Source organism: Neisseria sp. P0009.S007, assembly GCF_051962515.1.
This window is the reverse complement of record NZ_JBQCVF010000094.1, coordinates 1-1,532: the sequence shown is the minus strand read 5'-3', so window position 1 is coordinate 1,532 and position 1,532 is coordinate 1. Positions and strand designations below refer to the sequence as shown.

At 51.5% G+C, this 1,532-nt stretch carries 2 protein-coding genes; both read left to right on the top strand.

Going from position 1 to position 1,532, the window contains the following annotated elements:
• Positions 1–432: leucyl/phenylalanyl-tRNA--protein transferase (locus tag ACTHS3_RS08885; protein ID WP_440367723.1), on the top strand; the 432-nt coding region annotated here is incomplete at its 5' end.
• Positions 433–694: 262 nt separating this feature from the next.
• Positions 695–1,516: a 2,3,4,5-tetrahydropyridine-2,6-dicarboxylate N-succinyltransferase gene (dapD, locus tag ACTHS3_RS08880; protein WP_004520923.1), complete on the top strand. Its 822-nt coding sequence runs from the start codon at positions 695–697 to the stop codon at positions 1,514–1,516.
• The last annotated feature ends 16 nt before the right edge of the window (positions 1,517–1,532 follow it).

Genomic DNA, 1,532 nt, shown 5'->3' with positions numbered 1-1,532 from the left:
CCGCGTCCGGAACAGGACGGAACGTGGATAGAACCTGCGTTTCAGACGGCCTATTTGAAGCTGCACCATCAGGGGCATGCGCATTCGTTTGAATGCTGGCTACCGGATGAGCAAGGTGAAATGCAATTGGCAGGCGGGTTTTACGGCGTGCAAATCGGCTGCGTGTTTTATGGCGAGTCGATGTTTGCCTTGCTTCCCGATGCGTCCAAGATTGCGTTTGCCCGCGCCGTACCGTTTTTGGCGGATTTGGGCGTTGCGCTGATAGACTGTCAGCAGGATACCGAACATATGCGCCGTTTCAGTTCGCGGTTGATGGATTTTGCCGACTTTCAGACGGCCTTGAAGGATTTGAACGCGAAACCGTTAAAGCGGAATATCGAATGCGGCGTGGTGGCTGAAAATCTTCTGCAAAAGATTGGCGGCAAAGATTGATTTATCGGCACGGCGTGTCGGCAGAATCGACAGTTTGCATATTGCGGCTGGGAAACCGGTTGGAAAATAAATGCGATTCCATTCACTTGAACAGGCCGTCTGAAAATCTTGGCTTAGCCGAAATCCAGCCGTGTAACGCTCGGCGATAATCATGTTAATAGCTGACGAAATCGCTTTTACATGGCAAAATAACAAGTTAAATATTTGTAATAGGGTGGCCTGAATAGATTTCAGACGGCCCTGATCTCTTGAAGGAATCAACATGTCTTTGCAAAACATCATTGAAACGGCTTTTGAAAACCGTGCCGAAATCAATCCGAATACCGTTACCCCAGAAGTGCGTGAAGCGGTTTTGGAAACCATTCATCAACTCGACTCCGGCAAACTGCGCGTTGCCGAGCGTCTGGGCGTGGGCGAGTGGAAAGTCAACGAATGGGCGAAAAAAGCTGTATTGCTGTCTTTCCGCATTCAGGACAATGAAATCCTCAACGACGGTGTGAACAAATACTTCGACAAAGTGCCGACTAAATTTGCCGATTGGTCGGAAGACGAATTCCGCAGCGCAGGTTTCCGCGCAGTTCCGGGTGCGGTTGCCCGCCGCGGCAGCTTTGTGGCGAAAAATGTCGTATTGATGCCTTCTTATGTCAATATCGGCGCATACGTTGACGAAGGTGCGATGGTTGATACTTGGGCGACTGTCGGCTCTTGCGCACAAATCGGTAAAAACGTGCACTTGAGCGGCGGCGTCGGCATCGGCGGCGTACTCGAGCCTCTGCAAGCCAGCCCGACCATTATTGAAGACAACTGCTTCATCGGCGCGCGTTCTGAAATCGTCGAAGGCGTGATTGTCGAAGAAGGCAGCGTGATTTCTATGGGCGTATTCATCGGTCAATCCACCAAAATCTTTGACCGTACTACCGGCGAAATCTATCAAGGCCGCGTACCGGCAGGTTCGGTTGTCGTATCCGGCAGCATGCCTTCCAAAGACGGCAGCCACAGCCTCTACTGCGCGGTTATCGTCAAACGCGTGGACGCGCAAACCCGTGCGAAAACCAGCGTGAACGAATTGTTGCGCGGTATCTAATCGGATAACGATAACG